Annotated in this window: 26 protein-coding genes; 13 read left to right on the forward strand and 13 right to left on the reverse strand. The window is 64.8% G+C overall.

From position 1 onward, the window contains the following. The first annotated feature begins 5 nt into the window (after positions 1-5). Together purN and purH are read left to right on the forward strand one after the other, a co-directional pair. Entirely contained in the window at positions 6-653 is a 648-nt protein-coding gene (gene purN, locus ABH922_RS03440) for a phosphoribosylglycinamide formyltransferase (protein WP_424805595.1), read from the forward strand. Then, positions 646-2205, forward strand: a complete 1560-nt coding sequence (gene purH, locus ABH922_RS03445) for a bifunctional phosphoribosylaminoimidazolecarboxamide formyltransferase/IMP cyclohydrolase (protein WP_424805597.1) — start codon at positions 646-648, stop codon at positions 2203-2205. Before purN ends, purH begins: the two co-directional genes overlap by 8 nt. A gap of 86 nt (positions 2206-2291) precedes the next feature. Here purH and ABH922_RS03450 read toward each other — a convergent pair whose 3' ends face one another. Both ABH922_RS03450 and ABH922_RS03455 read right to left on the reverse strand, forming a co-directional pair. Further along, complete coding sequence (locus ABH922_RS03450) at positions 2292-2513, reverse strand: hypothetical protein (RefSeq protein ID WP_424805598.1); 222 nt, start codon at positions 2511-2513, stop codon at positions 2292-2294. Between the two features lie 450 nt (positions 2514-2963). After that, entirely contained in the window at positions 2964-3932 is a 969-nt protein-coding gene (locus ABH922_RS03455) for an alpha/beta fold hydrolase (RefSeq protein ID WP_424805599.1), read from the reverse strand. A 195-nt stretch (positions 3933-4127) separates the two neighbouring features. On the opposite strand from ABH922_RS03455, the gene ABH922_RS03460 reads away from it, so the two are divergent. Genes ABH922_RS03460 through ABH922_RS03475 form a run of 4 tightly spaced genes read left to right on the forward strand, consistent with a single transcriptional unit; the run spans position 4128 to position 8745 of the window. After that, positions 4128-4532, forward strand: coding sequence for a VOC family protein (locus tag ABH922_RS03460; RefSeq protein ID WP_424805600.1), 405 nt, complete (start codon positions 4128-4130; stop codon positions 4530-4532). 54 nt (positions 4533-4586) lie between these two features. Beyond that, a complete protein-coding gene (locus ABH922_RS03465; protein WP_424805601.1) occupies positions 4587-5963 on the forward strand; it encodes an ATP-binding protein in 1377 nt (458 codons plus the stop codon). Between the two features lie 9 nt (positions 5964-5972). Beyond that, positions 5973-7910: a VWA domain-containing protein gene (locus ABH922_RS03470; RefSeq protein ID WP_424805602.1), complete on the forward strand. Its 1938-nt coding sequence runs from the start codon at positions 5973-5975 to the stop codon at positions 7908-7910. Positions 7911-7947: 37 nt separating this feature from the next. Continuing rightward, positions 7948-8745 carry an SGNH/GDSL hydrolase family protein gene (locus ABH922_RS03475; RefSeq protein ID WP_424805603.1) on the forward strand — a complete coding sequence of 266 codons (798 nt, stop codon included), beginning with the start codon at positions 7948-7950 and terminating at the stop codon, positions 8743-8745. Between the two features lie 4 nt (positions 8746-8749). On the opposite strand, the gene ABH922_RS03480 is transcribed toward ABH922_RS03475, so the two are convergent. Further along, complete coding sequence (locus ABH922_RS03480) at positions 8750-9775, reverse strand: agmatine deiminase family protein (RefSeq protein WP_424805604.1); 1026 nt, start codon at positions 9773-9775, stop codon at positions 8750-8752. Beyond that, the gene (locus ABH922_RS03485; RefSeq protein ID WP_424805605.1) at positions 9772-10728 is read right to left on the reverse strand and encodes a nitrilase-related carbon-nitrogen hydrolase; all 957 of its coding nucleotides are present in this window, start codon (positions 10726-10728) and stop codon (positions 9772-9774) included. Before ABH922_RS03485 ends, ABH922_RS03480 begins: the two co-directional genes overlap by 4 nt. Before the next feature lie 144 nt (positions 10729-10872). On the opposite strand from ABH922_RS03485, the gene ABH922_RS03490 reads away from it, so the two are divergent. Further along, the gene (locus ABH922_RS03490; RefSeq protein ID WP_424805606.1) at positions 10873-11484 is read left to right on the forward strand and encodes a TetR/AcrR family transcriptional regulator C-terminal domain-containing protein; all 612 of its coding nucleotides are present in this window, start codon (positions 10873-10875) and stop codon (positions 11482-11484) included. Here the strand turns inward: ABH922_RS03490 and ABH922_RS03495 are convergent. From ABH922_RS03495 to ABH922_RS03505, 3 genes are all read right to left on the reverse strand, one after another. Beyond that, the gene (locus ABH922_RS03495) at positions 11471-13027 is read right to left on the reverse strand and encodes an APC family permease (RefSeq protein WP_424805607.1); all 1557 of its coding nucleotides are present in this window, start codon (positions 13025-13027) and stop codon (positions 11471-11473) included. The two genes, ABH922_RS03490 and ABH922_RS03495, sit on opposite strands and share 14 nt — an antisense overlap. Next, entirely contained in the window at positions 13024-13947 is a 924-nt protein-coding gene (locus tag ABH922_RS03500; RefSeq protein WP_424805608.1) for a universal stress protein, read from the reverse strand. The genes ABH922_RS03495 and ABH922_RS03500 overlap by 4 nt, the downstream gene beginning before the upstream one ends. Before the next feature lie 80 nt (positions 13948-14027). Next, positions 14028-15458 (reverse strand): gamma-aminobutyraldehyde dehydrogenase, encoded by a 1431-nt coding sequence (locus ABH922_RS03505; RefSeq protein ID WP_424805609.1) that lies wholly within the window; start codon positions 15456-15458, stop codon positions 14028-14030. Positions 15459-15587: 129 nt separating this feature from the next. Here ABH922_RS03505 and ABH922_RS03510 point away from each other — a divergent pair, with 129 nt between their 5' ends. Next, positions 15588-17105, forward strand: coding sequence for a PucR family transcriptional regulator (locus ABH922_RS03510; RefSeq protein ID WP_424805610.1), 1518 nt, complete (start codon positions 15588-15590; stop codon positions 17103-17105). A 24-nt stretch (positions 17106-17129) separates the two neighbouring features. On the opposite strand, the gene ABH922_RS03515 is transcribed toward ABH922_RS03510, so the two are convergent. The 6 genes from ABH922_RS03515 to rpmB form a co-directional block, all read right to left on the reverse strand. Continuing rightward, positions 17130-18539: a flavin monoamine oxidase family protein gene (locus ABH922_RS03515; RefSeq protein ID WP_424809547.1), complete on the reverse strand. Its 1410-nt coding sequence runs from the start codon at positions 18537-18539 to the stop codon at positions 17130-17132. A gap of 79 nt (positions 18540-18618) precedes the next feature. Next, positions 18619-19083, reverse strand: coding sequence for a hypothetical protein (locus ABH922_RS03520; RefSeq protein ID WP_424805611.1), 465 nt, complete (start codon positions 19081-19083; stop codon positions 18619-18621). 207 nt (positions 19084-19290) lie between these two features. After that, complete coding sequence (gene rpsR / locus ABH922_RS03525) at positions 19291-19545, reverse strand: 30S ribosomal protein S18 (RefSeq protein ID WP_424805612.1); 255 nt, start codon at positions 19543-19545, stop codon at positions 19291-19293. A gap of 9 nt (positions 19546-19554) precedes the next feature. Then, positions 19555-19860, reverse strand: a complete 306-nt coding sequence (rpsN, locus tag ABH922_RS03530; RefSeq protein ID WP_424805613.1) for a 30S ribosomal protein S14 — start codon at positions 19858-19860, stop codon at positions 19555-19557. Between the two features lie 2 nt (positions 19861-19862). Further along, the gene (rpmG, locus tag ABH922_RS03535) at positions 19863-20027 is read right to left on the reverse strand and encodes a 50S ribosomal protein L33 (RefSeq protein WP_424805614.1); all 165 of its coding nucleotides are present in this window, start codon (positions 20025-20027) and stop codon (positions 19863-19865) included. A gap of 4 nt (positions 20028-20031) precedes the next feature. Next, positions 20032-20268: a 50S ribosomal protein L28 gene (gene rpmB / locus ABH922_RS03540; RefSeq protein WP_424805615.1), complete on the reverse strand. Its 237-nt coding sequence runs from the start codon at positions 20266-20268 to the stop codon at positions 20032-20034. 106 nt (positions 20269-20374) lie between these two features. Here rpmB and mrf point away from each other — a divergent pair, with 106 nt between their 5' ends. The 5 genes from mrf to ABH922_RS03565 all read left to right on the forward strand — a co-directional run bounded on the left by mrf (position 20375) and on the right by ABH922_RS03565 (position 23443). Further along, on the forward strand, positions 20375-21616 hold the full coding sequence (gene mrf, locus ABH922_RS03545) for a ribosome hibernation factor-recruiting GTPase MRF (RefSeq protein ID WP_424805616.1): 1242 nt from the start codon (positions 20375-20377) through the stop codon (positions 21614-21616). Beyond that, positions 21613-21867 (forward strand): type B 50S ribosomal protein L31, encoded by a 255-nt coding sequence (locus ABH922_RS03550; RefSeq protein WP_424805617.1) that lies wholly within the window; start codon positions 21613-21615, stop codon positions 21865-21867. Before mrf ends, ABH922_RS03550 begins: the two co-directional genes overlap by 4 nt. After that, positions 21867-22040, forward strand: coding sequence for a 50S ribosomal protein L32 (gene rpmF, locus ABH922_RS03555; protein ID WP_424805618.1), 174 nt, complete (start codon positions 21867-21869; stop codon positions 22038-22040). Before ABH922_RS03550 ends, rpmF begins: the two co-directional genes overlap by 1 nt. Before the next feature lie 18 nt (positions 22041-22058). Further along, a complete protein-coding gene (locus ABH922_RS03560; RefSeq protein WP_424805619.1) occupies positions 22059-22667 on the forward strand; it encodes a trimeric intracellular cation channel family protein in 609 nt (202 codons plus the stop codon). Positions 22668-22756: 89 nt separating this feature from the next. Next, on the forward strand, positions 22757-23443 hold the full coding sequence (locus ABH922_RS03565) for a response regulator transcription factor (RefSeq protein ID WP_424805620.1): 687 nt from the start codon (positions 22757-22759) through the stop codon (positions 23441-23443). Positions 23444-23490: the final 47 nt, after the last annotated feature.

Below are 23490 nucleotides of genomic sequence, written 5' to 3' on the forward strand. Positions count from 1 at the left end.
ACAACTTGCAGCCGACGACACCCGGTCGGGTCGATGTTCGCGATACCCGCACCAAGGTGGTGGTCCTCGCATCCGGCGCCGGAACCCTCCTGAAATCACTGGCCGACGCAGCCCGGGCGGTCGACTATCCCGCCCAGATCGTTGCCGTCGGACTCGATCGTCAGTGCGCTGCCGGCGAGCATGCCGCCGCACTGTCCATCCCCTCGTTCACCGTCCAGGTCAAGGACTTCGCCGACCGCGCCGCGTGGGACGAGGCGCTGGCCGACGCGGTGACGGCCCACAACCCCGACCTCGTGGTCAGCGCCGGCTTCATGAAGATCCTCGGGCCGGCGTTCCTCGACCGGTTCGGCGGCCGAATCATCAACACGCATCCCGCGCTGCTGCCTGCCTTCCCCGGCGCGCACGCGGTTCCCGACGCGTTGGCGTACGGCGTGAAGGTCACCGGATCGACGGTGCACCTGGTCGACAGCGGCGTGGACACCGGCCCGATCCTGGCGCAAGAGTCGGTACCGGTACTCGACGGCGACACCGAGTCGACGTTGCACGAACGCATCAAAATTGTGGAGCGACGGTTGTTGGCGGACGTCATCGCCGCTGTTGCTACGCGCGGAGTGGTTTCCGATGGACGAAAGGCCGTGATCCCCAGTGAGTGAACGCAAGGCTGTGCGCCGTGCACTTGTCAGCGTCTACGACAAGAGTGGTCTGATCGAGCTGGCCACCGGCCTGCACGAGGCCGGTGTCGAGTTGGTCTCGACCGGCTCGACCGCGTCGAAGATCGCCGACGCCGGCATCCCCGTGACCCCGGTAGAAGCACTGACCGGATTCCCGGAATGCCTCGAAGGGCGAGTGAAGACCCTGCATCCGCGTGTTCACGCGGGCGTACTGGCCGATACTCGCAAGCCGGATCACCTCGCCCAGCTCGAAGAACTCGGTATCGAGACCTTCGAACTGGTGGTCGTGAACCTGTACCCGTTCACCGAGACCGTCGCCTCCGGCGCGACGCCGGACGAGTGCGTCGAGCAGATCGACATCGGTGGCCCGTCGATGGTGCGCGCTGCCGCGAAGAACCATCCGTCCGTGGCGGTCGTGGTCGATCCGGCTCGGTACGCGGACGTTCTGACTGCTGTTGCCGGTGGCGGCTTCACATTGCGTGAACGCACAGTTCTGGCCGCGCAGGCGTTTCAGCACACCGCCTCGTACGATGTGGCCGTGGCGAGCTGGATGACCAGCACCATCGCCGCCGACGAGGACGGCTCCCAGTTCCCGGCGTGGGTCGGCGCAACGTGGAACCGTAGCGCAGTCCTGCGCTACGGCGAAAACCCGCACCAGGGCGCCGCACTGTACGAAAACCCTTCTGCGCCTGCAGGTTTGGCTCAGGCCGAGCAGTTGCACGGCAAGGAGATGTCGTACAACAACTACACGGACTCCGACGCCGCGTGGCGTGCGGCATACGACTTCGACAAGCCGGCGGTGGCCGTCGTCAAGCATGCCAACCCGTGTGGCATCGCCGTCGGAGCGGATATCGCCGAAGCGCATCGCAAAGCCCACGCCTGCGATCCGGTCAGTGCGTTCGGCGGTGTGATCGCGGCCAACCGTGAGGTCACCGTCGAACTCGCCGAGCAGATTGCCGACATCTTCACCGAGGTAGTCATCGCGCCGTCCTACGCGGCCGGCGCCGTGGAGGTTCTGCAACGCAAGAAGAACGTTCGAGTTCTCAAGGCGGCCGCCCCGACGGCGACCGGAATCGAGCTGCGACCGATCTCGGGCGGCACTCTCCTCCAGCAGCGCGACGTTCTGGACGCCGACGGTGACAACCCGGCGAACTGGACCCTCGCCAACGGTGAAGCGGCCGATGCCGAGACCCTCGAGGATCTCGAGTTCGCTTGGCGGGCCAGCCGTTCGGTGAAATCCAACGCGATCCTGCTCGCTTCAGGTGGCGCTTCCGTCGGTATCGGCATGGGCCAGGTCAACCGAGTGGACGCCGCGCACCTGGCCGTACAGCGTGCCGGTGACCGCGTCGTCGGTTCCGTAGCGGCGTCGGACGCGTACTTCCCGTTCCCCGACGGTTTGCAGGTTCTGCTCAACGCCGGCGTCAAGGCCGTCGTCCAGCCCGGCGGTTCGGTACGTGACAACGAGGTCATCGCAGCAGCCAAGGAAGCCGGCGTCACGCTGTACCTGACCGGAGCGCGCCACTTCGCGCACTGATTTCCTGCTCGATCAGCGGGCCTCGATCACTTTCTCTGCAGAGAGTGACGGGGCCCGTTCGTGTTGAACGGGAAAGGTCACCGCGATCACGCAGCGGCGGAGTGTGTGCCTTGCGTCGTACGCGGTGATCCGGTGATGACGACGCGGGACGCGCCACGATTGCGGATCTCGGTGATGAGCGCCCCGATGGTGGCGTCGTGCTCCGCTACGGAGTGCGAAAGATCCAGTGTCACAGCGTAACCGGTGAGATCACTGGGGAGGTCCACATACGGGGGCGCTATGGACAGTTGGTTGACTCGAAGTTTCACGAGATGCTCCTGCAGATGAATGGTAAAAGAAAAGGCACCCGAGGCGTTTGCCCTGGGTGCCCGAGAACGAATCCGGTCGGTCTGTGGATCATTCTCGGGGTACACCGCGCTTGGCGCCCATGTGCTCGGCCACCGGTGCGACCGAAAAAATGTGCTTGCCTGCGGTGCAGCAACGCCAGGAAACCGCGGATGTGCAAATCGGGTAGAGCGACATTACGTCCGTTTCCTTTCCGGGTGGTGTTGCTGGTTAATCGATGACCGTACAGCACTGATCGAGGGTGTGCATCGACAATTCGCGACGGGTGAGTGAACGATGGACGACGTCTCGAGGTGGACGCGAGGCGCCGAGGGCGTGACGTTGCAGGTCAGAAGGTCGGTAGAAAGTTCCTTCCCGGTATCGAACGGAGGGAACTTTCTACCGAAAGAAGAGGACGTTCGGTCTTGACGGTCTCAGCGGAGGGAACGGACCCAGGCCGTGAACGGTTCCGAGAACTCGGTCGAATACGGCAAGTCGGCGACGTAGTCGGCTCCGGTCGACTGTTCGGTGCCCACGTCCTTGAGGACGAAGTTCGCGTTGCGCATGCGCACCGAGGTCAACGAACTGTGCGAGAGCGCGGCCTCCAGCGCTGCGACGTCAGCCGGGATCACCTGAATGTCCTTGTCGGAGCAACTGGTGAGAACCGGAATGCCCGCCGGAAGCTGTGCCACCAGCGCCACCGGATCCAGCGCGTCTTCCTCGGCGAGGGCTTTGGCATTGGCGTGCACGAGGCCGGCGTTCTGCAACGGCTCCGGTAGATCGTCGGGAACCGTGCCGTCGGTGCGGAGCGATTCGACCGCGTCGGCGAGCGCCACCCGCAATTCGTCCGCCAGCTCGACGGGGAGCCGGCCCGCACCCACGACGGCGTCCAGTTGGCCGTGAATCTGCGTCGTCAACAGATCGAGAAGTCGGACACTGAGCGGTTCGAGTAGAGCGAGTGCGCTCACCCGTGCGCCGGCGCCGGCGGTAGCGAGTGCCAGCGCGACCACGGCGCCGTCGCTGTGACCGACCACGAACAATCGCTCCGGGTCGACGCCGGGCTGCTGCGCGAGGAAGTCCAGTCCGTCGGAGGCGGCATCGACGAACGTGGTGAAACCCAACTCGGCGATGTCCTCGATCTCGTACGGGCCGAGGCCGGTGTCGCCGCTGCCGAGCTTGTCGTAACGCAGACTCGAAATGCCCTGCTCTTCAAGCAGTTCCGCGATGAAGCGCAGCGTGCCGATGTCGCCGTCGAGAAGAGCGCTGTCCCCGTCCCGATCGGTGGGGCCGCTGCCGGCGAGGATGAGGGCGGCCGGGGCCGGAGAATCAGGTGACGCGGCGAGGCGAAGACTCCCGTACAGGGTGACGTCGCCCGATTGAAACGAAATCTCGGTGTCGGACATGAGAATGTGTCTACCAGGTTCCGATCCTCGGACGGTGCGCAGACTCCGCACGCCCGCCGGCCACGTCACTCGAACCGCACGAGCCTCACCGGTAACACCCAGGTATCCACGGGTGGGGTTTAGGTCTACTGTGCGCCTTTATCAACCCGCCGCGGTTGATAAAGGCGCACAGCAGAGAACTCGAAAGGGACTTCCATGTCGACCATGTTCTTCCTCAACCTGCCTGTCAAAGACCTGAGCACAGCCACCGCCTTCTACGAAGGGCTGGGGTATTCCAAGAATCCTCAGTTTTCCGACGAGAACGCGACGTCGATCGTCATCAGCGACACCATCGTCGTGATGTTGTTGGTCGAGCCGTTCTTCAAGACGTTCACCACCAAGGAGATTTCCGACACCGCCACCTCTACCGAAGCGCTCCTGGGGTTGTCGGCAGAATCTCGGGAAGCCGTCGACACCATCGTCGACAAAGCTCTTGCCACCGGCGGTTCCGAGGGGAACGCGCTCCAAGATCACGGATTCATGTACAGCCGCAGCTTCCAGGATCCGGACGGTCACATCTGGGAAATCATCTGGATGGACGAGTCTCAGATAGCCGGCTGATTCGCCGATCTCGAGCCGAGAGCGGCGAAATAGGTAAAACACTCGTAGCGTGGAGTGGTGACTGTCGCAAAAACCCTCGGTGAGCTTCGCGCCTCCGGACACGTGCAGCGAAGTGTCAAAGACGAAATACGAGAAAACCTCCTCGCCGCGTTGCGGGACGGCAGAGATCCCTGGCCCGGCATCGTCGGGTTCGAGGACACTGTCGCCCCGCAACTCGAGCGGGCGCTGATCGCCGGCCACGACGTGGTTCTCCTGGGCGAACGAGGTCAGGGAAAGACCAGGTTGCTGCGCACTCTCGGGCTGTTGCTCGACGAGTGGACGCCGGTTATCGACGGCTCCGAACTCGGGGAGCATCCCTACGAGCCGATCACCCCCGCATCCATCCGCCGGGCCGCCGAGCTCGGCGACGAACTGCCCGTCCTCTGGCGTCACCGCAGTGAGCGCTACTCCGAGAAACTGGCCACCCCGGACACTTCCGTGGCGGATCTGATCGGCGATGTCGACCCCGTGAAGGTTGCCCAAGGGCGAAGCCTGGGCGATCCCGAAACCATCCACTTCGGTCTGGTACCCCGTGCGCATCGCGGCATCGTCGCGATCAACGAACTTCCGGACCTCGCCGAACGTATCCAGGTGTCGTTGCTCAACGTGATGGAGGAGCGCGACATCCAGGTACGCGGATACACCCTCCGCCTGCCGCTCGACGTCCTGCTCGTCGCCAGCGCCAACCCCGAGGACTACACCAACCGCGGACGCATCATCACCCCGCTCAAGGACCGGTTCGGAGCGGAGATCCGCACCCACTACCCGGTGGAGTTGGAGGCCGAGATCGCGGTGATCGAGCAGGAAGCGCATCTGGCTGCCGAAGTCCCCGACTACCTGCTCGAGATTCTCGCCAGGTTCACCCGTCTGCTTCGTGAATCGACGTCCGTCGATCAACGTTCCGGTGTCTCGGCGCGATTCGCCGTTGCCGGAGCAGAGACGGTCAGTGCAGCGGCGGTACGGCGCGCCGCCATCCTGGGCGAAGCCGAACCTGTTGCGAGGCCGGTGGACCTGGAATCGGTGGTGGAGGTTCTGCGCGGCAAAGTCGAGTTCGAATCCGGTGAAGAAGGTCGCGAATTCGAAGTACTCGAACACCTGTTGCGCCGAGCGACGGCCGACACCGTGCGGACCAGACTCGGTGGCATCGACCTGGCGACGCTGGTCCTGGCCGTCGAGCAGGGCAACACCATCGTCACCGGCGAATCCGTCACCGCCAAGGCATTTCTCGACGAACTTCCCGAAATCGACGTTCTCGACGAGATCGCGGAGCGGTTGGCGGCACGCTCGGACGGTGAGCGAGCCGCAGCCGCCGAACTGGCGCTCGAAGGGCTCTACCTGGCGCGTCGGATCTCCAAAGACGAAGGCCCGGGCGGCCGCTCGGTGTATTCCTAGGACACGTTCATGACACGTAACCCGCGTTACCGACCGTACGACGGCGGGCCGGACCCGCTGGCGCCACCCGTGGATCTGCGGGAAGCACTCGCAGCTATCGGCGACGACGTTCTGTCCGGAACCTCGCCGCGACAAGCGCTACGAGAGTTACTTCGTCGAGGCAACCGCGACATGCGGGGCCTCGACGACCTGGCCGCGCAGGCGAACCGGCGTCGACGGGAATTGCTGAGCCGAAACAACTTGGACGGCACTCTCGACGAGGTTCGGAAGCTGTTGGACAAGGCGGTACTCGACGAGCGTAAGGCGTTGGCACGCGCACTCGACGACGATGCGCGGTTCAACGAGATGCGGATCGCCGAGCTGTCGCCGTCGACAGCGCAGGCCGTGCAAGACCTTGCCGACTACAACTGGCGCAGTGATCAGGCGCGCGAGGACTACGAGAAGATCCGGGACCTGCTCGGTCGTGAAGTTCTCGATCAGCGCTTCGCGGGGATGAAGCAGGCCCTCGAGGGTGCCACCGACGAGGACCGTGAGCAGATTCGGCAGATGTTGGCCGATCTGAACGAACTGCTGGATGCGCACAGCCGGGGGGAGGACACCCGGGAGCAGTTCGAGAAGTTCATGAACGAGCACGGGCAGTACTTCCCGGACAACCCGAGCACTGTCGACGAGTTGCTCGACTCGCTGGCGCAGCGGGCGGCCGCCGCACAGCGGCTGCGGAACTCGTTGTCCCCGGAGCAACGGGAGGAGCTGGACGCCTTGGCGCAGCAGGCGTTCGGTGATCCCAGCCTCGTGAACGAACTCGGCAAACTCGATCAGTACCTGCAGGCCGCCCGGCCTGGCGAGGACTGGGAAGGCTCGCAGGAGTTCCGGGGCGAGAACGGGATGGGGCTCGGTGAAGGTACCGGCGCTTTGCAGGACATCGCCGAACTGGAATCGCTGGCCGATCAACTCTCGCAGCAGTATGCCGGAGCGGGGCTCGACGACATCGACCCCGAAGCGCTGGCCCGGCAACTCGGCGACGAGGCCGCGGCGGATGCACGTATTCTCGCCGAACTGGAAAAAGCGTTACAGGAACAGGGTTTCTTCGATCGGGCAGCGGACGGGCAGTGGCGCCTGTCGCCGAAGGCGATGCGTCAACTGGGTCAGACTGCGCTTCGGGACGTGGCCGGGCAGCTTTCGTCACGAACCGGCGAACGGGACACGCGCCGGGCCGGGGCGACAGGTGAGCCGACCGGAGCAAGTCGGGAATGGCAGTTCGGCGACACCGAACCGTGGGACGTCACCAGGACCATCACCAACGCGGTGCTTCGCGATCCGGGACAAGTGCCGGTGCGGCTCAGCGTCGTCGACGTGGAGGTGACGGAGACCGAACAACGCAGCCAGGCCGCGGTGGCGTTGCTGGTGGATACGTCGTTCTCCATGGTGATGGAGGATCGCTGGGTGCCGATGAAGCGCACAGCCCTTGCCTTGAATCATCTGGTCAGCACCAGGTTCCGTAGCGACGAACTGCAACTCATCGCCTTCGGACGGCACGCGCACGTGCTGAGCCCGGCGGAACTGGCCGGGCTCGACGGGGCGTGGGATCAGGGAACGAATCTGCACCACGGGCTGCTGTTGGCGGCCAGGCATCTTCGACGCCACCCCAATGCGCAGCCGGTGGTGTTGATCGTGACCGACGGTGAACCGACTGCGCATCTGGAAGCCGACGGTGAGGCGAGGTTCGATTATCCGCCGAGTGCCCGCACGCTCGCAATGACGGTTCGCGCGCTCGATGCCGTGGCCAGGCTGGGTGCCAAGGTGACCTTCTTTCGGCTCGGCGAGGACCCCGGGTTGGCTCGCGTGGTGGATCGATTGGCGCACCGGGTCGGCGGTCGCGTCATCGCTCCCGACGTCGACGGTCTCGGCGCAGCAGTGGTGAGTGACTACATGCGCGGCCGCCGATAGCCCTCGGTCGTCGACGGCTTGCGTAGCATGGCGATCCATGACGTCGTACGGTCATCTTCTCGCCCTGGGTAGTTCGTTCGCTGCGGGTCCGGGCATCGAACCGCTTTCGCATGCGCCGGCGGGACGCTCCACCCGGAACTACCCGAGCATTCTCGCGGAGTTGTCGGGGGCGAGACTGACCGACCGCACGGCTTCGGGCGCCACTACCGACAATGTGCTCGACACTGCGCAGCGTGCCCGGACAACGACGCTGCCGCCTCAGCTTTCGGATTTCCCTTCAGACGTCGATCTGATCACCGTCACTGTCGGCGGAAACGACGTGCAGTATCTCGCCACGCTGATCAGACTCATGGTTGCGGGGCGGCTTCGGAAGAATCCGTTGACCCGGGTGGTGGCAGGTGCGGTGTCGGGCGACCTGACGGGTGGCCCGACACCTGCTGTCGGGATTCGAGTGGCCGAGTCGCTGGTGCGGGTGGTTTCTCGCGCGCGGGAACTCGCGCCCGGCGCCCGCGTGGTGTTGGTCGACTATCTGACGATCGTCGGCCCGGACACCCGGCACTCGGACGAGGTGCCGCTCACCGCGTCCGAGATCGCGGCGATCAAGGACTTCGGGGATGCGATCAGTGCGGGGTTTTCCTCGGCTGCGGCATCGGCCGGTACCGATCTGGTGGCGATGAGCGAAGTAGGTCGTGCCCACGGGCTCGGATCGCCTCAGCCGTGGGTGACCGGCATGAACAAGCGACTGACGGACGTACTGCGCCGACCGCCGTGTCATCCGAATGCAGAAGGCATGGCGGCCACCGCCCGTACGGTGGCCGCCATGCTGAACCGGTGAAAGCTCAGTGCTGCCGCGCCGGTTGATGTTGGGTAATGCAGTGGATGCCGCCGCCACGAGCGAAGAGCGGGCGCGCGTCCACGGTGGCCACGCGCCGACCCGGATAGGCGGCGGCGAGAATTTCGGCGGCGTCCTCGTCGGCGGGATCGTCGAAACTGCAGGCGATCACACCGCCGTTGACGACGAGATGGTTGATGTAGCTGTAGTCCACCCAACCTTCGTCGTCGCGCAGGATCTGCGGCGCCGGGACGCGGATGATCGTCCACGGACGACCGGCGGCATCGGTGGAACGTTCGAACAGTTCGACAATCGTCTCGCTGACCGCGTGATCGGGGTGCGTCGGATCACGCTGATCGTGGACGAGAACCACACCGGGAGAAGAGATGGCCGCCACGATGTCGACGTGGCCGCGAGTGCCGTATGTTTCCTGATCCCGCGTCAGGCCTCGAGGCAGCCACACGACATGAGTCGCGCCGATGGTGCGGGCGAACTCGGCCTCGATGTCGGCTTTCGTCAGATCCGGATTGCGGCCCGGATCGAGCTGGACGGTTTCGGTGACCAGTACGGTGCCCAGCCCGTCGACCTGTATTCCGCCGCCCTCGTTGACAATCGGTGAATCGATCCGCTCGGCTCCGGACTTCTCGGCGACGAATCGGCCGATCTTCGAGTCCTTGTCCCACCGGGCCCAGTCCTGGGCACCCCAGCCGTTGAACACCCAGTCGACGGCGCCGAGACGACCGTCGTCGGACACCACGAAGGTGGGGCCGATATCACGCATCCACGCGTCGTTCAGTGGGGCGATCACGGTCTCGATATTGTCGGACAGGTACTTTCGGGCTTCGTCGATCTCGTCGGGGTCCACGACGACGGTCACCGGCTCGAACTGCGCGATCGCGTGCGCAACGGCAGCCCACGTCGATCGGGCTTCGTGATGCTGCTCGGCGGTGTCGCCGAGTGAGTAACCGGCGCTGGGATACGCCATCCAGGTGCGTTGGTGCGGTTCGCCTTCCGCGGGCATGCGCCAGGTCATCTGCCCGCTCCGAACGGTGCGGCCGGGTTCACCGGTGCGGTGAGAGCGGCGTAGGTGTCGGGACGGCGGGTGGTCAGGAACGGGAACAGGGCGAGCCAGTCCTCGCGCTGCTGCAGATCGAGATCGGCTATCAGGACCGCGGATTCGTCGCGTGGAGCCTGGACGAGGATGCGCCCGTAGGGGTCGGAGATGAACGAGGAGCCGTAGAAGGTGATCAATCCCTCGCTACCGTGCCGGTTGGGGGCCACCATGAACGTGCCGTTCGCGATGCCGTTACCGACGATCACCTGCTGCCACAGCGGCTGGGTGTCGAAATCGGGGTGATCGGGTTCGGAGCCGATTGCGGTGGGGTACACCAGGATTTGTGCGCCTGCCAGGGAGTAGGCGCGTGCGACCTCGGGGAACCATTCGTCCCAGCACGTCGGCAGTCCGATCTTCGCTCCCAGCGCATCGTGGACCGGGTAAGCGTCGTCGGCGGGGCCGCCGCGGAAGTAGGTGTCCTCGTAGTATCCGGCCGTCACGGGGATGTGCAGCTTGCGAGTGCGAGCGAGGAGTTCGCCGGTGGGGGACACCAGGATCGCGGTGTTGAAGCCCAGACCGTCGTCGGCCTCGCTGCGCTCGTAGAGGGAGGCGTGGACGAGTACCTGGTTCTCGCCGGCGGCGCGGGCGGCGAATGCGAGCGTGGGGCCGGTGAGCAGATCCTCGGCGTCGCGACCGGGGTTGTCGCCGCCGGGTGTCGAGGCCGGGTAGCGGCTGAGGGTGAGTTCGGGCAGGAAGACGACGGCCGCACCGGACCGCGCGGCGGCGGTGATGCCCTCCGACAGTTCGGCCTGCAGGTCCTGCTCGTCGTCGTGCCACCGATGCTGGACGAGACCGACTCGCAGCGGAGCGGATCGCGACGGGGCCGTCGCAGCCAGGGAGTGTGGCGGGGTGAGCGCGGTGATCGTCTGCATGGTGAGTCCTCGCAGGTCGGTGTGGCGACATAAAACGAATGTGATTCGTTAAGTATGGTGGGTGAGCGCCGATTGATCAAGATCTCCTCGGGAATTGTTTTTTCGGGGCCGATCGGTACCGCAGTTCCGAACAGGAGAACCACCATGCCGCGCCCACCGCAACGACTGCTCTCGCCCGAGATCATCACCGAGGCTGCCGTCGAATCCGTGGACGAGACCGGCGACTTCACCATGCCGGGGCTGGCTGCGCGGCTGAAGGTGCGCCCGTCGTCGCTGTACAACCACGTCTCCGGACGAGCCGAGATCGTCGAATTGATGCGAGGCCGGTTGATGGCAGGCATCGACGTCACCTCGACTGCCGGGACGTGGAGTGACACCGTCGCGGCGTTGGCCGCCGAGTACCGCCGCAACTACGCCGCGCATCCGAGGCTGATCCCACTGTTCACCGCGCACACCGTCCAGGTCGGAGTGGCTTTCGGGCTGTACAACGCACTCGCGCAGGCATTCTCGGACGGCGGCTTCGGGCCCGCCGACACATTGCACGCGATCACCACCGTGGACAGTTTCGTGCTCGGCTCCGCGCTGGACCTGGCGGCACCCGACGTCGTGTGGGCATCGGGGCCGGAGGTGAACGACGCGATGAAGGCGGCGCTGGCGACGTCGGGGAAAAATCCCGAACGTGCCGACGCCGCCTTCGAATTCGGACTTCGCGTGCTGATCGCCGGACTGGTGGCGAACTCCGCTAGCGCACGCTGAGATCGCTTTCGTCGCGTAGCGCAGCGGTGTTGCGGTTGAGAGTCTTGCCCGCGAAGAACTCCGGACTGCGTACCCGCATCACCATCATCAGTACGGCGCCCAGGATCAGGATCCCGAAGCCGAGGAAGAACACCAACCCGATACCGCCGATAGACGCACCGCTCGCATTGTCCGGGTCCATGCTCTCCTGGACGGAGATGACGAATACGGCCAGCAGCATGAGACCACCGACAAGGGGGAACGCGAGGCGGAAGACGAAGTTACGCAAGCTCTCGAACACCGTGGCGCGGAAGTACCAGACACACGCAAAGGCCGTGATGCCGTAATACCAGCAGATCATGATACCCAGCGCGGCAATGGTATCGAGCAGTGCGCTCTCGGAGAGGAAGGTGACGACGGTGTAGAAAACCGCCGTCACAGCGCCCGCGACGAGAGTGGCATAGGTGGGAACCAGGAAGCGGGGGGACACCTCGGCGAGCTTCTTGGGGAACGCCCCGTACGAGCCCATGGCGAGCATGGTGCGGGCGGCAGGCAAGAATGTGGTCTGCAAGCTCGCAACCGAGGACACGAACACCGCGAGGAAGAGCAGCATTCCGCCCCAGGTACCCAGAACCGGATCGGCCAGTGATCCGAAGACGTTCTCGGAATTGTCCGGGTTACCCAGGCCGAGGCCGCCGTCACCGACACCGGCATACATCATGGCGGCCACAGCGACCAGCAGGTAGGTGAGCAGAATCGTTGCAACACAGAGCAGTCCGGCCCGACCAGGAGTCTTCTTGGGGTTCTTCGACTCCTCGCCCAACGTCAGACAGGTGTCCCACCCCCAGAAGGCGAAGATCGATCCCGTCAAACCGATGACGAACGCCCCCATCGCGAGCCCGGTGAACGGATTGAACCAGTCGAGGTCGAACGACAGCCCGGCCGGAGCGTCACCGGCACCGACATGCACGAGAGCGACGACGGCGAACACGACCAGCAGTACCATCTGGAAGCCGACCAGAGCGAACTGCACCCGCTCGCTGGTGGTGATACCCCGGCTGGCTATCCACGTCGCCAAGGCGATGAACACCAACGTGGTACCGACGTTGACCAGTTTGTTTCCCGGCAGATCCGCGATGGACGGATGGTCGAAGAGTTTCGCGACGAACAGATAGAAGAAGTCGATGGCGATCGCGGCCAGATTCGAGAGCACGATGATGGTCGCGATCACCATGCCCCACCCGCACATCCAACCGACGTACGGACCGAAGGCCTTGGTGGACCAGGTGAACGATGCTCCACAGTCCGGGGTGTCCGAATTGAGCTCGCGGTAGGCGTACGCGGTGAGGAACATCGGAATGAACCCGGCGATGAAGATGGCGGGCATCTTCAGTCCCACCGCCGCGACGATCAAGCCGATACTCGCCGTCAACGTGTAACCCGGTGCCACCGAAGAGATTCCGAGAACCGCGCCGGAGATCATGCCGATCTTGCCGGTTGCCAGACCCTTGGAACTCAGGCCGCCGTCGCTGGGCGTCGGCTGCACGGTGTCGCTGTTCGTCATGAGAGAGCCTCCGACTGGCCTGGCGTGCTGGATTCGGGCTGGGTGAAATCGCGCTTGGGCACGACCACCATGGGAACGGGTAACACGCGCAGCATCTTTGCCGCCGTTGAACCGAGGAAGAGCCGCCGCGGTTGCGCCAGACGGCTCGAGCCGACCATCACCAGATCGCCGTCCTGCCAATCCAGTGTCCGCACTGCCGATTCCACGGACGAGCCGTCGGCGATGACGATCTCGATGGGAAAGTCCTCGGGCAGTGCAGCGCGGGCGACCTCGAGAGTCCTCTTGGCGTGATCTCTAGCCCGCTCACGGGCGGATTCCGCGGTGTCGCGCTCACTGCGCAGATCGTTCTGCGGATCGAGGGCCACCAGTGAGACCAACCGCAAGGGAACATCCATCAGCTCGCCCGCCGTCACTGCCGTACGTAGCAGCACGTCCGCGCCGGCCCGGGTTCCCAACGCGCACGTCACCTCCCGGATATGCGTCGCCGACGAATTTCGGGTTCCGCGCGGGGCAAGGGCGAGCGGAACATGCGCCGAATGGAGCAATTCCGTGGATACCGTTCCCACGGAATGGCGTCCGAGTAGACCGTCGCCTGCTGCGCCCACCACGATCGCCTGGGCTCGGAGTCGGTCCACCTCGTCGAGTAGACCCTGCGCGAACGACTCGTGGAAACTCAGATGTACCTCGACCTTCACATCGCCTGGCACCGACTCCTTCGCTTCCACGAGCCAGTCGTGGCCGCGCGCTGCGAGAATGTCGTCGTACCCGGTCTCGGTGGGTACCTCCACCGGTAATGTCCGATCCGGAGGCAGGACGAGGCAGATGTCGAGTTGCGCGCCCAGACTGCGCGCCAGCTGGGCGCCCAGAACCAGACCATCCTTACCGCTGGGCGTTGCAAGATATCCGACGACAATGCGCATGGGGACTCGTTTCCGGATCGAAGAAGTATCTGCTGTGCGCCTTTGTTGACCGCGGGGGGTCGACAAAGGCGCACAGCGGTTTAGTCGTGCGAACTCATCACGTGCTTGAGGCGGGTGTAGTCCTCGACCCCGTAGGCGGAGAGATCCTTGCCGTAACCGGACTGCTTGAATCCGCCGTGCGGCATTTCGGCGACGAGCGGGATATGGCAGTTGATCCACACCGCACCGAAGTCGAGGGCCGCCGACAAGCGCTGTGTGACACCGTGATCCTTGGTCCACACACTCGAGGCCAGACCGAAGCGAACGTCGTTGGCGAGTGCGATCGCCTCCTTCTCGTCGGAGAAGCTCTGAACTGTGAGGATAGGGCCGAACGTCTCTTCCTGCACGATGTTGTCGGATTGTCCGACTCCGGTGATGATCGTGGGCTCGAAGAAGAATCCGGTATCGCCCGAACGCTTTCCGCCGGTGACTATCTTGGCGGACGCGGGCAGACTCGCGATTTTCTCGATCACCGTGTTGAAGTGGTTGACGTTGTTGAGGGGCCCGTAGAAGGCGTCCGGATCTTCCGGCCCGCCGGGGCGAAGACCCTCGGCGTTGCGAACGAGGGCTTCGACGAGCTGATCGTGGATGGACTCGTGCACGATGACCCGAGTGGCCGCCGTGCAGTCCTGACCGCCGTTGAAGAACGCGGCTTCGGCGATGCCGGTGGCGGTCTTCTCGATGTCGGCGTCGGCGAACACGACCGCCGGTGCCTTGCCACCCAGTTCGAGGTGCGCCCGCTTGAGCTGCTTGGCTGCGGACACCGCGACGGCGATACCCGCGCGCACCGAACCGGTGATGGACACGAGCCCGAGCGCGGGATTCTCCACCAACGTCGCGCCCGTTCCGCCGTTACCGAGAACGACGTTGAAGACGCCGTCCGGCAAGATCCCCTTCGAAAGCTTCGCCAGGACCAGGGTGCTACCGGGTGTGGTGTCGCTCGGTTTGAGGACGATCGTGTTGCCTGCTGCCAGGGCCGGACCGATCTTCCACAGCGCCATCATGAACGGGTAGTTCCACGGAGTCACCTGGCCGACCACCCCGATGGGTTCACGACGCACGTACGAGGTGAATCCTTCCATGTACTCGCCCGCGGCTTTGCCTTCGAGCAGCCGGGCGGCCCCGGCGAAGAACCGAATCTGATCGGCCCCTACCTTGACCTCCTCGTCGGCGATCATCTGATGCGACTGACCGGTGTTGGCACTCTCGGCTGCAATGATCTCGTCGCTGTGCGCCTCGATGGCATCGGCCAACTTCAAGAGTGCGGCCTGCCGCACACTCGGTGTCGTCTTGCCCCACGTCGCGAACGCGCGTTCGGCAGCCTCGACGGCAGCGTCCACGTCCTCCTTGGTGGAAATCGGCGCCCGGCCGACCACCGTCTCGTCCACCGGACTGATCAGATCCAGTGTCTCCGTGGCGGTCGAGGCGACGAATTCCCCGTTGATGTAGTTCTCGAGTACGACGATCGACATCGGTACCGGTTCCTCTCGAGGTCGTTGAGGTGCGTGATCGTGCAAGTGTGCGCTGCCTCACTGGTTTAGGCAGCCACCAGAAGGTCGAAAAATAAGAATGCAGATTCGACGGGTTGTACAGTCCAGCTCATGACGCTCGCCGTGCGATGGATGCTTACCCAGTCGGACTTGGCGCTCGAGCTCAAAGGCGGTGGCCAGGGTGTTGATCGCGAGATCACCTTCGCGCACGCCACCGAGTTGCTCGACCCGTTCCGCTGGCTCACCGGCGGTGAATTCATCCTCACCACCGGCATCCGCTTACCGGAAACACCCGACGAGCGCGGCCGATACCTGCGGATGCTCGACGCGGCAGGGGTGGCTGCCGTGGGTTTCGGCACCGGGCTCTCGTACCCCGAAGTGCCGCCGGATCTGGTGTCCGTCGCCGACGAGATAGGGCTGCCCCTCGTCGAGGTGCCGTTGCCAACCCCGTTCGCCGCCGTCGTCAAACGGGTGATGAGTACGCTGGCCGAACAGGAATACGAGGCGTTGCTGCGAGCGTCCCGCGCACAACCACGCATGACGAGAGCCGTCATCGCCGGTGGCGCGCCGGCCACGGTGCGCGAACTCGCGGTCGCGACGTCCTCGACGGTGCTGCTGCTCGACGTGGGCGGACGGGTGCTCGAAAGCTATCCGAAACTGCCCGCTGCGGAGGTGATCGAGGACGTGCGTAGGCCCTTGGCAGGCGGTGCCGCGAGCAGTGTCACCCTGGCGCGGTCCGGTTCGTCCATCGCGGTACAGCAGATCAGCGCGGGACGTACTCCGTACGGATATCTGGTGGTGATCAGTTCGTCGCCGCTGAGTTACCTCGACCAGATTCTTCTCGGCCACGCGAACTCGTTGCTGGCGTTGGACTTCGAGAAACCGGCTCGGCTTCGCAGCACCCAGGACCAGCTCAATTCCCATGCCCTCGGGCTGTTGCTCACCGAAGATCGGGATCTCGGTCCGGCGTGGCAGCAGATTCGCCAGGCGGCGGACTCGGAGGCGATGATTCGTGGCCTCACCGTTCTCGCCGACTCGTCCGACGTGGCGAGCCGGGTAGCGGCGGACATCGCGGAATCCATGAACAAAGCCGGGCGGCAGCTGTTCTCGACGGTCAACGATGCACGGGTGACGGTGCTTTTGCGCGGCAGCGACGACATCGGATTCGTCGGCCTGCTGATGGAATCGGTCTCTGTCGCCGACCGCCGTCACCTGCGGGTGGGTCTGAGCGGCCGACGGGTGGTGGCGGCGCTGGTGGCGGCAGTCGAACAGTCGCAGCTGTGCGCTTCGGCTGCCGAAATTGGCGGTACACCCTTGGAATTCGCGTCATTGACCGGAAGTGTGCTGCTCGCGTTCAGCTCCACTCGGGCCGTACTCGAGACGCTCGCCGACACGATGATCACACCGATCGACGACTACGACCAGGCCAACGGTACGGAGCTACTGGCCTCGTTGCGGGCATTTCTCGAGGCGAACGGTCACTGGGAAGGCGCGGCAGCGACGATGGGGGTCCATCGCCACACCCTGCGCAGCCGAATGGCGAAGGTGGAGAACCTGATCGATTGCCGATTGGACCTTGCCCGAGTGCGAGCGGAATTGTTACTGGCGATCATCGCCCGACAGTCGTGACTGCCGGGCGAGGACACACGTCGATCAGTTCGTGTCGAGAGCGATGATGTCGGCAGCGGTGCGCTGACCCATCCGGACCGCACCGTCCACGTGCTGGTAGCCCTCGGCGGCGATGTCCGAGCACGAGAAGTGGATCGGGCCCACGGGAGTGCGGGTGTCGGCGCCGTAGCGATGCAGCCCGCCCAGATCGAAACTCGCCGCGTACGCACCGCGGGTCCATTCTTCCGAACCCCAGTCGGACTCGTAGTAGACAACAGCGTCGTTCGCCTTGGGTCCGAGGTAATGCGCCAGCGACGCGAGGATCTTCGCCTTGCGTTCTTCGGCACCGAGGGTGAACATCGCGTCGGCTTTCTCGTCGGAGACGAATCCGACGAGGGTGCCGCGATCGTCCTCGTGATTGGTGTTGTCGTACACCTCCTGAACGATCTCGGATGCGCCGAATCCGGTGCCGGACAGGCCGTCCGCACGCCAGAACGGGGTCTCGTACACCGCATGTACTTTGATGACCAGACCGAGCGACTGATGCTGATGCATCTGGTGCTGACGGCGCGGCAGCGGCGGATCGTAGGAAATCCGGGTGTAGAGATTCGGCGGCACCGCCAAGATCACGCGCCGCGCCTGTACCTCGATGTCGCCGTCGGCGAAGACAGCCACACCGTTCTCGTCCCACTTCACCGTTCTGACCGGGGCGTTCAGGAACACGTCGTCACCGAGGGACTCGGCCAGACGGATGGAGACCTGCTGCATTCCGCCGATGACGCGCTTGTCGAGAATGAAGTCCTCGTCGACCAGGTTCGAGAACGATCCCGCCGACGCCGCCATCAGCACCGCCTGCAGCGCGGAGAACGCATGTGCCGGTTTGGTGAGCATGCCGCCGGCGATGAACAGGCCGATGTTGTCGCGGGCTTCGGCGTCGTCGGACTGGTCGATCAGCCACTGTTCGAACGAGACGGTGTCGAGTTCGCGCGCGAGAGGATGCGCCCAGGGCTCCTCGGCCCCGATCCGGGCGGCAAGATCGTCCATCACCTCGATGAGACGATCCATCTCCTTGGTGGTGGTCTCGTTGGTGGGGAACGAGTCGCCGGTGTACCGGGTGCGCTCACCCGCTGCGGAGATGTAGACGGATTCACCGTCGCGGTATCGATCGAAGGTGCCGAGGCCGAGCTCGTCGAGAAGCCCGATCAATGCCGTCTGATCGGGGGAGACCCACTGGCCGCCGATCTCGAGGACGGCGCCGTCGATGGTGTCCGTCCAGGTTCTCCCGCCGACGCGATCACGGGCCTCGAGGACCGCGACGGACAGACCGGCTTTGCGAAGTGCGGTCGCGGCCGTCAGTCCCGAAGGTCCGGCTCCGACGACGACTACGTCTTTCTGGAGTGTGGGCACGGGCGAGCTCCTTAGTGTCGAGCGCTGTTCTGTACTGGCTTGTGTGATTCCAGTCTGAACCGGGGAGACCCACGCCACACCTGACAGAACGGCGTGTCGACCCGGTGCGGTTCTGCCGTTTCGGCGTCTATCCGTTGACGACGTGCCGCTCGCCGAGGGGTCGACTCAGCGGAACGTCCAAGCTTCCGAGGACCGCGACCGTCACACACATCTTGTCGGCGGCTTCCGGGAGCGAACCGGTCCGCAGCGAGACGATCACGGTCGCATCGGTTTCCTCGACAGTGACGTATGCCCCGTAACACTGCGGAGTGCCGGTGACGAAATGTACCGCCAGCGTCGTCGCGTCGACCTCCGACCACGACTCGACCATCGTGACGATCGGTGACACGATATCCGGGCGATCCACGAACTCGGTGCCGATACGGCTGTCGTCGACTTCGTCGGGAACCGGAGTGCCGCGAGCGAAATCCGCCACATCCGGATGCGAAGCGGCGACCGGACGGGCGGGGCTCGCCGGTCGCGTCGTCTGTGCCCCGGCGCTACATCCGACCAACACCAGGACGGCCAGAACGACGAGGGTGGTTACGCGCATGGATCCACCGTAACCCTGCGCCCGAGAGTAGTGCGGTGACCTGCGCTGCCGCCGGGATTACCGCGCAAGTCGTCGTAAATACGGTCTCTGACGCCGGAACTGTGCCACGGCGGTAGCGGCTCGCGTGGGCGAAGATGTCCGGCGCCTGGAGACCACGAAAAGGGCCGTGCAGTCGAATGACTGCACGGCCCTTTTCGGGAAGATCTACTACCGGCTCGTGAAGGGGAGCAACGCCATTTCGCGGGCGTTCTTCACAGCGACGGCAACCTGGCGCTGCTGCTGCGGGGTCAGGCCCGTGACGCGACGGCTGCGGATCTTGCCGCGGTCCGAGATGAACGTGCGAAGCAAGTTGATGTCCTTGTAATCGACATGCGTGATCTTCGCTGCGAACAACGGGTTCTTCTTGGGCTTACGTCCCTCGACGGGGCGCGGCTTCTTCGACGGTGAACGCTTGACTGCCATCCGACTTCCTTACCAGCTCGACTTGTGTACGCCAGGCAGTTCCCCACGGTGCGCCATTTCTCGCACGCGAATCCGGGACAACCCGAATTTCCGTAGGTGACCGCGCGGACGTCCATCCGCAGCGTCTCGATTGCGTAATCGTACCGGACTGGCGTCGCGGGGTAGACGTTGCAGGGTCGACTGGGCTGCGGCACGTTCCTCCGGTGTGCTTTTCGGGGAACGAATTGCCTCTTTCAGGGCTGATCGTTGCTCGGCGTGGCGTTCGACGATCACGCGGCGCTGATCGTTCTTGGCGATCTTGGACTTCTTGGCCATGCCTACTTCTCTTCTCGGAAATCGACGTGCCTGCGCGTCACGGGGTCGTACTTCTTCAAGACGAGTCGGTCGGGGTCGTTGCGGCGGTTCTTGCGGGTCACGTACGTGTAGCCGGTGCCTGCCGTCGACTTCAGTTTCACGATGGGGCGGATCTCGTTACGTGCCATGGGCTCAGACCCTCTCGCCGCGCGCGCGGATCTTGGCGACGACGGATTCGATGCCGTCGCGGTCGATCGTCTTGATTCCCTTGGCGGAGAGGGTGAGCGTGATACGCCGTCCCTCGCTGGGCAGCAGGTAGGTCTTGCGCTGGATGTTCGGGTTCCAGCGGCGGTTCGAACGTTTGTGGGAGTGGGAGACGGTTTTCCCGAACCCCGGCACACGTCCGGTCACCTGGCAGTGAGCCGACATGGTTGGTTCCTTTCAAGTTTGCAGATGACAATCATTTTCGACAACGCGAGAAGTTCAATGTAGCCTTTGTAGACAGTAATGACAATCGTTTCCAGAAAGGATCGCCGTGAACACCATCCTCGACGGCCGGACTCCGCTGGTGCTGGTCGCAGGTACGAGCGAATCCACGACGCACACCGCCCGAACGCTGCTGCGTCCCGGAACAGTGCTGGTGCACCATGATCTGAGCCACGTTCACGAAGGCGTCGTACGTCGCACCGTCACGGCCGTCACCGCGCGCGGCACGGTGTCCGAACGGGAAACCATCCTCGAACTCGCACACGGCTGCGTCTCCTGCACACTCCGCGAAGACTTGCTGCCACTGCTCCGCCGACTGCACTCGCGTAGCTCCGTCCAGCGCATCGCCCTGCTCCTCGACCCGCAACTCGAACCCGAAGCGCTCTGCTGGGCGATCGAACACGTCGTCGTCGCCGGGGTGGTCGGCCAACTCGACGGACCGGCCGAACGCGATGTCCGCGTCGACGCCGTACTCACCTGCATCGACGCGCCGTCATGGCTCGCCGACGCCACCGGCGACGACGCCCTCGACGACGACCGCACCGTCGCACAGGTAGCAGTGGGTCAGGTCGAATTCGCCGACGCACTCGTACTCGACGGCGACGCCGAACTCGACCAGTGGCAGCGATCGAGACTGAACGCCGTCCTCGCGCGATTGGCGCCACGTGCCCCGATCGCTGAATTCGGTGCCGACGTCGAGCAGTTACTCCTCTCCGTCCCCGCCGACGCCCGACGCGGTGAACTCGCCGACGCCCATTCCCCGCTCCTGCGTCGCCAACCGCCGCTCGACGAGGTCAACGGGGTGACGATCGTAGAATTCACCGCCAACCGGCCGTTTCACCCCGGCCGGCTGCACGAGGCGATCGACGTCCTTCTCGACGGCGTCGTGTGCTCCCGCGGCCGCATATGGGTGGCGACGCAACCCGGCGAGGCGCTCTGGCTCGAATCCGCGGGCGGCGGCCTGCGGGTCGCGAGCGCCGACACCTGGCTGGCCGCGATGACCGCCGACGAACTCGAGCGCGTCCCCGCCGAGCGTCGAGCGCTCGCAGCGCTGAAATGGGACGAACGCTTCGGCGACCGGGACACCTCGCTGGTGGTGCTCGTCTGTGACGCGAACCCACTCGAGATCGACCGCACCCTGCAACACGCCCTCGTCACCGACGAGGAACTGGCCGACGAGAACACCTGGGCGAACTGGGACGACCCCTTCGGGCAGTTCCACGAAGACCCCTGCGAGAGCCGCGAAACACCCTACGCAGAAACCGAGACGAGCCGAGAGGGAAACGAATGAAAAATCAGATGCACCCCGACTACCACCCGGTGGTGTTCCAGGACGCCGGCACCGGAAAAAGCTTCCTCACCCGCTCGACGGTCACCAGCGATCGCACCGTCGACTGGGAAGACGGAAACACCTACCCGCTGCTCGTCGTCGACGTCACCAGCGACTCGCACCCCTTCTGGACCGGCGCCCAACGCGTCATGGACACCGCCGGCCGCGTCGAGAAATTCGAGCGCCGCTACGGAAAGCGGAAGGTGAACTGATGGCCGTTCCCAAGCGGAAGATGTCACGCTCGAATACCCGCAGTCGCCGTGCGCAATGGAAGGCGAGCGCACCGGATCTCGTCGACGTCACCGTGGCCGGCCGCATCCATCGGGTACCGAGACGACTCGTCAAGGCAGTACGCCTCGGGGTGGTCGATCCGAGTCGAATCTGACCGTGCGATCCTTGGCCGGTGCTGCTGAGGATCCTCGAATTGGTGGGCATCGTGGCGTTCGCGGCCTCCGGTGCCCTGGTGGGCGTCACCAAGCGACTCGACATCTTCGGAGTCTGCTCGGTGGGTGTGTTCACCGGCATCGGCGGCGGCATCGTCCGCGACGTCCTACTCGGCGTCCACCCACCCAGCTCGCTCAGTAGTTGGCCGTACTTCGGAACCGCGGCAGTCACGTCGCTGCTGGTCTTCTACCTGCACGAACCGCTCAACCGGTTGCGACGTGAAATCCTGGCGCTCGACGCTCTGGGCATGGGATTGTTCGCCAGCACCGGAACCGTCATCGCGCTCGAACACGACGCCAGCGTCCTCGCCGCGACGCTCATCGGCGCCACCGCTGCCATCGGCGGTGGCGTCATCCGCGACATCCTCGTCAACGAGGTTCCGTTGCTACTCCACAAAGACCTGTACGCGGTGCCGGCCCTGCTCGGTGCCGCGCTGGTCGTCACGGTGTCGAAACTCGGACTGTCCGTCGACGCCGCACTGGTCTGCGGAACCGTGTTCGCTGCCGTCTTCCGCTTGCTCGCGCTGTGGCGGCACTGGAGCCTGCCCGGTCCGCGACGCGTCGACTGAGCGAGCCGTGCAGGCCGGTTGCGACACGCCGGACACCGTTAACAGGACCCTCTCAGCCATATCTCAGCACGTCAGTCCAAACTGTCGGTATGCGGATTTTGGTGGTCGACGACGACCGGGCGGTACGCGAGTCGCTACGGCGCTCGCTCAGCTTCAACGGCTATACGGTGGAACTGGCCGTAGACGGACTCGACGCACTCGAGAAGATCCTCGCCAACCGCCCCGACGCGGTGGTGCTCGACGTGATGATGCCGCGCTTGGACGGCCTCGAGGTCTGCCGGCGGCTACGCAGCGCCGGCGACGACCTGCCCATCCTGGTGCTCACCGCTCGCGACTCCGTCAGCGAACGAGTCTCCGGCCTCGACGCCGGAGCCGACGACTACCTGCCCAAACCGTTCGCTCTCGAGGAACTGCTCGCCCGCCTGCGCGCACTCCTGCGCCGGGCCACCCCCGACCCCGACGCCGATTCCGAGGCCATGGTGTTCGAGGATCTTGCCCTCGACCCCGTCACCCGTGAGGTCACCCGGGGAACCCGCTCCATCAGCCTCACCCGTACCGAGTTCTCGCTACTGGAAATGCTGATGGCGAACCCACGCCGCGTGCTCACCCGCGGCCGAATCCTCGAGGAAGTATGGGGTTACGACTTTCCCACCTCGGGTAATGCTCTCGAGGTGTACGTCGGCTACCTGCGTCGTAAAACGGAGGCAGACGGAGAGCCCCGGTTGATCCACACCGTCCGAGGAGTCGGATACGTCCTACGGGAGACCCCTCCGTGATCACTGCGCCGTTCGGTCGCAGCGCCGAGCCGAAGCGGACGACGCCC

This window comes from Rhodococcus sp. 27YEA15 (genome assembly GCF_049739425.1).
In the GTDB taxonomy this organism is placed as follows: Bacteria; Actinomycetota; Actinomycetes; order Mycobacteriales; family Mycobacteriaceae; genus Rhodococcus_F.

Excerpts from the sequence above, each read along its gene's own strand:
- rpmG (WP_424805614.1), bottom strand. The coding sequence starts at position 20,027 with ATGGCACGTAACGAGATCCGCCCCATCGTGAAACTGAAGTCGACGGCA.
- rpmF (WP_424805618.1), top strand. The coding sequence starts at position 21,867 with ATGGCCGTTCCCAAGCGGAAGATGTCACGCTCGAATACCCGCAGTCGC.
- ABH922_RS03475 (WP_424805603.1), top strand. The coding sequence starts at position 7,948 with ATGACGTCGTACGGTCATCTTCTCGCCCTGGGTAGTTCGTTCGCTGCG.
- ABH922_RS03500 (WP_424805608.1), bottom strand. The coding sequence starts at position 13,947 with ATGCGCATTGTCGTCGGATATCTTGCAACGCCCAGCGGTAAGGATGGT.
- ABH922_RS03460 (WP_424805600.1), top strand. The coding sequence starts at position 4,128 with ATGTCGACCATGTTCTTCCTCAACCTGCCTGTCAAAGACCTGAGCACA.
- rpsR (WP_424805612.1), bottom strand. The coding sequence starts at position 19,545 with ATGGCAGTCAAGCGTTCACCGTCGAAGAAGCCGCGCCCCGTCGAGGGA.
- ABH922_RS03490 (WP_424805606.1), top strand. The coding sequence starts at position 10,873 with ATGCCGCGCCCACCGCAACGACTGCTCTCGCCCGAGATCATCACCGAG.
- ABH922_RS03485 (WP_424805605.1), bottom strand. The coding sequence starts at position 10,728 with ATGCAGACGATCACCGCGCTCACCCCGCCACACTCCCTGGCTGCGACG.
- ABH922_RS03520 (WP_424805611.1), bottom strand. The coding sequence starts at position 19,083 with ATGCGCGTAACCACCCTCGTCGTTCTGGCCGTCCTGGTGTTGGTCGGA.
- ABH922_RS03495 (WP_424805607.1), bottom strand. The coding sequence starts at position 13,027 with ATGACGAACAGCGACACCGTGCAGCCGACGCCCAGCGACGGCGGCCTG.
- rpmB (WP_424805615.1), bottom strand. The coding sequence starts at position 20,268 with ATGTCGGCTCACTGCCAGGTGACCGGACGTGTGCCGGGGTTCGGGAAA.
- ABH922_RS03550 (WP_424805617.1), top strand. The coding sequence starts at position 21,613 with ATGAAAAATCAGATGCACCCCGACTACCACCCGGTGGTGTTCCAGGAC.
- rpsN (WP_424805613.1), bottom strand. The coding sequence starts at position 19,860 with ATGGCCAAGAAGTCCAAGATCGCCAAGAACGATCAGCGCCGCGTGATC.
- ABH922_RS03470 (WP_424805602.1), top strand. The coding sequence starts at position 5,973 with ATGACACGTAACCCGCGTTACCGACCGTACGACGGCGGGCCGGACCCG.
- ABH922_RS03505 (WP_424805609.1), bottom strand. The coding sequence starts at position 15,458 with ATGTCGATCGTCGTACTCGAGAACTACATCAACGGGGAATTCGTCGCC.
- ABH922_RS03565 (WP_424805620.1), top strand. The coding sequence starts at position 22,757 with ATGCGGATTTTGGTGGTCGACGACGACCGGGCGGTACGCGAGTCGCTA.
- ABH922_RS03480 (WP_424805604.1), bottom strand. The coding sequence starts at position 9,775 with ATGACCTGGCGCATGCCCGCGGAAGGCGAACCGCACCAACGCACCTGG.
- ABH922_RS03455 (WP_424805599.1), bottom strand. The coding sequence starts at position 3,932 with ATGTCCGACACCGAGATTTCGTTTCAATCGGGCGACGTCACCCTGTAC.
- ABH922_RS03510 (WP_424805610.1), top strand. The coding sequence starts at position 15,588 with ATGACGCTCGCCGTGCGATGGATGCTTACCCAGTCGGACTTGGCGCTC.